Raw genomic sequence first — 2043 nt, 5'->3', positions numbered from 1 at the left:
CGGCGGAGCGGATGTTGGCCGCGTGCCCGGGGACGGTGCTGGTGAATGGTTACGGTCCGACGGAGTCGACGACGTTTGCGGTGAGTGGTCCGATCGTGGTGGAGGATGCCGTGGGTGGTTCGGTGCCGCTGGGACACGTGATGGACAATACGACCGGGTATGTCCTGGATGGCGCGCTGCGGCCGGTCGGGGTCGGGGTTCCCGGTGAGCTGTATCTCGGCGGTCTCGGTCTGGCGCGTGGGTATGACGGGCGGGCGGGGCTGACGGCGGAGCGTTTCGTGGCCGATGCGTTCGGTTCGGGTGGGCGGTTGTACCGGACGGGTGATGTGGTGCGGTGGCGGGCCGATGGTCGGCTGGACTTCCTCGGCCGGGGTGACGGACAGGTCAAGATCCGTGGCTTCCGTATCGAACTCGGCGAGATCGAGGCGGTGTTGGCGCGCCATGAGGGCGTGGGAGGCGCGGCGGTGCTGGCCCGGGAGGACCGTCCGGGGGTGAAGCGTCTGGTCGCCTACCTCGTACCGTCGTCGGGGGAGCTGGATGTCGCGCTCGTACGGGAGCATGCCGCCGGCCTGCTGCCGGAGTACATGGTGCCGTCGGCGTTCGTCGTGCTGGACGAGTTGCCGCTGACGGTGAACGGGAAGGTCGACCGGCGCGCGCTTCCCGCGCCCGAGTTCGACGCGGCGGGGGAGTACGTCGGACCCCGCACCAGCCTTGAGATGGCGTTGGCCGACGTCTGGGCCGAGGTCCTCGGTGTCGAGCGGGTCGGGATCCACGACGACTTCTTCGAGCTGGGCGGGGACTCCATCTCCAGCCTGAAGGTGGTTTCCCGTATCCGTTCGGTGCTGAAGGCCGGGCTCTCTCCCCGGGCTCTCTTCGACCATCCCACCATCGCCCGCCTGGCCGGGGAGCTCCCAGTTCGCGAGGACGCCTCGGAGGCAGGTATCGAGCGGGCGGCGCGGGACGGCCATCTGCCGCTCTCGTTCGCCCAGGAGCGCCTGTGGTTCCTGGAGAACTTCACTCCCGGCGGGGTGGAGTACAACATCACGGGCGGTCTGCGCCTGACCGGCACACTCGACCTCCCCGCGCTGCGTTCCGCGGTCTCCGGGCTGGTGGAGCGGCATGAGGCGCTGCGTACGACGTTCGACTCGGTCGGTGGACGAGGCGTGCAGGTGGTTTACGCCTCGCTGGACGTACCGGTGCGTACGGTCGTATCAGTGAGTTGTATGCGGCTGCGGTGCGGGGTGAGGAGGCGCGGTTGCCGTTGTTGCCGGTGCAGTATCCGGATTTCGCGGTGTGGCAGCGGGACAGGCTGGCCGGGGAGGCGCTGGATTCCCAGATCGCTTACTGGCGGGGGCAGTTGGATGGTCTGGAGCCGCTGGAGCTGCCGACGGACCGGGGCGGTGACGCAGTTGCTGCTGTCCCGCTACAGCGGTCAGCGGGATGTCGCGGTGGGCACGGTCGTGTCGGGGCGTGAGCGGGCGGAGTTGGAGGGGCTTGTCGGGTTCTTCGTCAACACCCTCGTCCTGCGCTCAAGGATCGACGCGGAAGCGAGCTTCGCCGATCTGCTCGCCGACGTACGAGCGACGACACTCGACGCGTTCGCGCACCAGGATGTGCCGTTCAGCCGGCTGATCGAGGAACTGTCTCCGGAGCGGGACACCAGCAGGACCCCGCTCGTACAGGCCCTGGTGGCGCTCCAGAACTCGCCCATGGGCGAGTTCGAGCTGCCGGGCCTGCGAGTGACCGATGAGGAAATGCCGCGTGAGGCAGCGCAGTTCGAGCTGAGCCTGCACTTCCAGGAGACCGGCGGGGGCGGTGGCCTGGCCGCGGTGGCCGAGTTCAATACGGATCTGTTCGATGTGGAGACGGTTGAGCGTTTGTGTGGTCATTGGTTGGTGTTAGCGGAGCGGGTGGTGGCTGAGCCGTCGGTGCCTCTGGTGCGGGTCGGGATGTTGGGTGCGGGTGAGCTGGAGCGGTTGTTGATGGGGTGGGCGGGTCCTGGGGTCGGGGTGGGTGAGCGGTCGGTCGTGGAGCTGGTTCAGG

At 68.4% G+C, this 2043-nt stretch carries 1 pseudogene; it reads left to right on the top strand.

Going from position 1 to position 2043, the window contains the following annotated elements:
• A pseudogene (locus IF11_RS37410) lies at nt 1–1964 on the top strand (condensation domain-containing protein); the annotation flags it as partial.
• Nucleotides 1965–2043 lie beyond the last annotated feature (79 nt).

The organism is Streptomyces scopuliridis RB72, assembly GCF_000718095.1.
In the GTDB taxonomy this organism is placed as follows: domain Bacteria; phylum Actinomycetota; class Actinomycetes; order Streptomycetales; family Streptomycetaceae; genus Streptomyces; species Streptomyces scopuliridis.
The sequence above is the reverse complement of the archived record's forward strand: the minus strand, read 5'-3'. Positions and strand labels throughout refer to the sequence as shown.